4 protein-coding genes are annotated in these 4,575 nt (G+C 71.3%); 3 read left to right on the plus strand and 1 reads right to left on the minus strand.

Going from position 1 to position 4,575, the window contains the following annotated elements:
* The 3 genes from WA805_RS23080 to WA805_RS23090 form a co-directional block, all read left to right on the plus strand.
* Positions 1 to 347: LysR substrate-binding domain-containing protein (locus WA805_RS23080; protein WP_425243386.1), on the plus strand; the 347-nt coding region annotated here is incomplete at its 5' end.
* Between the two features lie 156 nt (positions 348 to 503).
* Positions 504 to 1,448 (plus strand): SDR family NAD(P)-dependent oxidoreductase, encoded by a 945-nt coding sequence (locus WA805_RS23085; protein WP_422279279.1) that lies wholly within the window; start codon positions 504 to 506, stop codon positions 1,446 to 1,448.
* 23 nt (positions 1,449 to 1,471) lie between these two features.
* On the plus strand, positions 1,472 to 2,035 hold the full coding sequence (locus tag WA805_RS23090) for a phospholipid scramblase-related protein (RefSeq protein WP_422279281.1): 564 nt from the start codon (positions 1,472 to 1,474) through the stop codon (positions 2,033 to 2,035).
* Here WA805_RS23090 and WA805_RS23095 read toward each other — a convergent pair.
* Positions 2,032 to 4,575, minus strand: a 2,544-nt coding sequence (locus tag WA805_RS23095; protein ID WP_425243387.1) for a penicillin-binding transpeptidase domain-containing protein, incomplete at its 5' end; no start/stop codon positions are given. The two genes, WA805_RS23090 and WA805_RS23095, sit on opposite strands and share 4 nt — an antisense overlap.

Consider the following 4,575-nt stretch of genomic DNA (forward strand, 5'->3'; position numbering starts at 1 on the left):
GGCGCGCGCCGGACTGGGCCGCGATGCCGGCCGTGGTCTTCGGCGCCAAGGACGACTTGCAGCAGGACATGCTGCGCCGCCGTGGCGTGCCGCGGCTGCCTCCCGTCGTCCACCAGGTCCCGACTTCGGCCGACTTCCTCGCGGCCGTGCGCATCGGTCTCGGCTGGGGCATGCTTCCCGAGCCGCAGGCGCGCGCTGACCTCGCGGCCGGCCAGCTCGTGCGGCTGTCCGGTGACGTGCTCGACGTGCCGCTGTTCTGGCAGCGCTGGCGGCTTGACTCGCCGCGGCTGACGACGCTCACCGACGCGGTGCGGGAGGCCGCGGGCAGGCACCTGCGGCGCGGCTGACGCTAATCAGGAGCGGTACGGGCCGGTGACGCGGGCGTCACGGCGTTCCGCTGGGGCCGGTTGGCACTGCGGTGCGGCGAATCTGTGCTCGCGGCCGATTGTCACTCCGCCCGCCTCGCAACATAATCGGCAAGGTCCGGCCAGGCGATGCGAGGAATGGAGCTACTCACAGTGGAGATCTCACTCGAAGGCAAGGTCGCACTCGTCACCGGATGCGGTCCGAACATCGGCAGCGGCATCGCGCTCGCGCTCGCCAGGTACGGCGCGAAGGTTGCCGTCAACGACGTGTCGAAGGAGTCGATCGACGCCTGCATCGCCAGGATCGAGCGGAACGGCGGCGAGGCGATGGCCGCGCCCGGCGACGTGACGGACGAGGCATCGGTTCAGGGGTACATCGGCAGCGTGCTGGAGCGGTGGGGCCGCATCGACATCCTGGTGAACAACGCCGCGCTGCTCGGCGGCCGCGGCGTGCTCGACGAGACGGCCGAGGCCTTCCAGCGGGCGGTGCTGGTCTCCGCGATGGGCAACTTCCTCAACACCAAGCACGCCGGACGGGCGATGGCCCAGCGCGGCATCAAGGGCTCGATCGTCTGCATCTCCTCGTCCAACGGCTGGAACGGCAGCGCGGGCGTCTGCGCGTACGCGTTCCACAAGGGCGGCGTGAACAACTTCGTCCGGGCCGCGGCGATGGACCTCGCCCCCTACGGGATCCGGGTCAACAGTTTCACCCCCACCGCCCCGAACCCGGACAACCCCGAGCTCCTCGCCCAGTGGCAGCGGGAGGGTCGGACCCCGTTCGGGCTGCGCCCCGGCGCGTCCGGCGGCCTCGGCGCCCCCGAGGGCACCGATGAATGGCGCAAGCCCGCGCGGTTCGAGGGTCCCCGCAACCCGATGGTGCCGATGGGGACCACGGGCACGCCGACCGACATCGGGCACGCGGTGGCCTGGCTGTGCTCCGACTACGCCCGGCTGATCACCGGCACCGACCTGGTGGTCGACGGCGGCGCCCGGGCGAAGAACTTCGCCTACACGCCGGCCGCGCCGGATCAGCTGGCCGGGCCGCTGCCGCTGATCGTGCTCGACGAGACCCCCACGGCGTAATCGCGGGAGTACAGTCGGTCGGTGTGGACGACCCCTTCGACTTCGGTGAGCTCCGGATCCGGCAGCCGGGCAAGCTGATTCCCGGCAAGGCGAGGTATGAGATCTTCGACACCGGGCGGCACCTGCTGGCCATCGCGTCGGAGGAAGCAGGCCGGTCGTGGATGCAGACCCTCACCCGGGAGCTACCCGGCACACGGGCGCTGGGGGTGCGCACGGCGGCCGGCGAGCCGGTCCTGACGCTGGTCAAGCGGAACAGCGACTGGGCCGCGGACCTCACCGATCCGGACGGCAAGCCCGCCGGCCGGATCCGCATCGGCGATACCAGGCGGCAGTACACCCTGGTCGACGGCAGCGGCGAGGTGGTCGGTGAGGCTGTCGGGGACCTGGCGGTCAAGAACTTCGCCGTCACCGGCGCCGGAGGCGCGCCGATTGCCAGCGTGCGCAAGACGTGGGCTGGCCTGAAGGAAGTGCTGACGTCCGCCGACAACTACACGGTGAAATTCGCCGACCCGGTGCCTGGCCCGGCCCGCGTCCTGACCGTCATGATGACCATCGTCCTCGACCTGGCCAGGTACGGCCCGGATTAGCCGCCCGAGTAGTTGCTCAGGAACGCGGCCGCCTCAGGGCCGGCGAACTGGGCGCCGTACCCGGCGTTGACGACCAGGGTGCCGACCGCGACGTCCTTGGACGGGTCGAAGGCGACCAGCCAGCTGTTGGGCTGGTCCTGGCCCTGGATGTCGGCGGTGCCCGTCTTGGCGTAGACGTCCGGCCCGAAACCAAGGCCCGCGGCGGTCCCGCCGGTCACCACGTCCCGCATCATCTCCTTGAGCTGCGAGTCGGTGCTGCCGGGCAGCGGCGTGGCGGTGAGCTGCTTGATCCCGTCGACCAGGATCGGCTGCTTGAACGTCCCGTTGTCCACGGTCGCGGCCACCGACGCCATCGCGATCGGCGAGGCGATCAGCTGGCCCTCGCCGAACGCCTCCTGGGCCAGCTCAGAGCCGCTGGCGCTCGCCGGGGCGTTGAAGTAGCTGGCCGCCAGGCTGCCGAGGCCGATGTTCCACTTCTGGTTGAGGCCGTAGTACTTCTGCGCGGTGGCGGCCAGGGAGGCGCCACCGGTCAGGTGCTGCCACTGCGTGCTGAACGCGTTGTTGCAGGACTGCGCGAAGTCGGTGCTGAACGGCGTGCCCGGCGGCTCGGACTCGTGCTGGTCGTTGTGATAGGTGATGCCCGTGACGGTGTAGGCCTCCGGGCAGGCGACGGGGCTGTCCGCGCTGAGGGCCCCGGAGCTGATCAGCGCCGTCGAGGTGATCACCTTCATCGTCGACCCCGGCGCCACCGCGGCGGTGAGCGCGAAGTCGTTCTGCCCGGCGTTGTTGGCGATGGCGAGGATCTTGCCGGTGGACGGCTGGATGACGACCATGGCGCTCTTCGGGTGCATCGCGACCGCGTTGCGCGCGGCGTTCTCCGCCTGCTGGCTGATCGTGGTCGCCAGGTCCGCGATGTTCTGCGGCGAGACGACTACCGCCTGGCTGTTCGCCACCGGCTGGCCCTTGGAGGTCTCGATCTGGACGTTCAGGCCTGGCTTGCCCTGCCCGGGCGGCGCGCCCTTCTCAAGCAGGCTGGCGATCCTGGTCAGCCCCGCGTCGTTGTAGGTCGTGAGAGCGTTCCCGCTGGCGTCGGTGACCGAGACCACCTGCGGGAGCGCCACGGCCGCCGCCAGGTGGGTGGTCGCGGTGAGGTTCGGCGCGATGACGGTCGGCTTCCAGGCGACGAACCAGACGTTCGAGTTCGCCTTCTGGTAGGCGGTGAGCGTCGAGTGGTAGCTCCAGGTGCCCTGCAGCGTCCCGGCGCCGGTGCCTGTCGACACCACGTCGTTGACTCCGAACGTGACCGTCTGGGGCGTCGTCGCCGTCGCCGTCGCCGTCGCGGCGGTGACGTTGCCAGCCGAGCCGGTCATCTTCTTGAGGTTCAGGTACCTCGTGTTCGCGGTAAGCGCGGCCTGCGCGGCGGCCGGATGGTCGGTGTAGTTGGCCGCCTTCGCGTAGTCGCGGGTCTCCCACGCCTGGAGGAACGCGGTGGTGATCTGCGCGGCGTCCTGCGCGGGCGTGCTGCCCGTCGGGACGAAGCCGGTGGCGGGCGCGCCGGGGCCGCCGACCACCTTGTAGACGACCACGGCAGCCACCACGACGACCGCGACCGCTCCCGCGATCAGCGCGATCATGGTGCGCTTGCGCCGCCGGCCGCCGCCGCCGCCATGCTTGGTCCGTCCGCCGCTCCCGGCCGGCGGCTGGGATCCCGGCGGCGCGTAGTCCCCGGAACCGTAGTCCCGCGGCCCGTACACGGCCGACTGGTTAGGCCCGGGCTGCTGGCCGTACCCTTGCTGCCCGGTCTGCTCGCCGAAGCCCGGCTGCCCGAGGCTACCCTGCTGGCCCTGTCCGTAGCCCTGCTGCCCGTACCCGGCTGTGCCGTACCCCTGCTGCCCTTGCCCCTGCTGCTCGTAGCCGGGTTGCTGCCCGTAGCGGGGGTCCTGACCGTAGCCGCCCTGCTGACCGTAACCGGTCTCCTGGCCGTAACCGCCCTGCTGACCGTAATCCTGCTGTCCGTAGCCCTGCTGTCCGTAGCCCTGCTGGCCGTATCCCTGCTGTCCGTACCCCTGCGTCTGCCCGTAGCGCTGGTCCTGGCCATAGCCGCCCTGCTGGCCGGAACCGGTTTCCTGGCCGGAACCCGTTTCCTGGCCGTACCCGGGCTGCTGGCCGTAGCCCGGTTCCTGCCCGTACCCGGCCTGCGGGCCGCGAGCAGGTTCGAACGACGGCTGCCTGCCGTGTCCCTGCTGGCCGTATCCCTGCTGCTCCGCGCCTTGCTGGCCGTATCCCTGCTGCCCTGCGCCTTGCTGGCCGTATCCCGGCTGCTCCGCGCCCTGCTGCCCGTGTCCCTGCTGGCCCTGCCCGTAGCTGGGGTCGCCGGACCCGAGCTGCTGGCCATGCCATGGCGGCTGCCCGTACGCGGGCTCGTCGTGCCACGGCGGCTGCCCGTACCCGGGCTGGTCCTGCCCCTGCTGGCCGTAGCCTGGCTGGCCCCGCTCCGGCTGACCCTGCTCCGGCCAGCCCTGCCCCGGCTGGCCCTGCTC

The organism is Trebonia sp. (assembly GCF_049794275.1).
In the GTDB taxonomy this organism is placed as follows: domain Bacteria; phylum Actinomycetota; class Actinomycetes; order Streptosporangiales; family Streptosporangiaceae; genus Trebonia.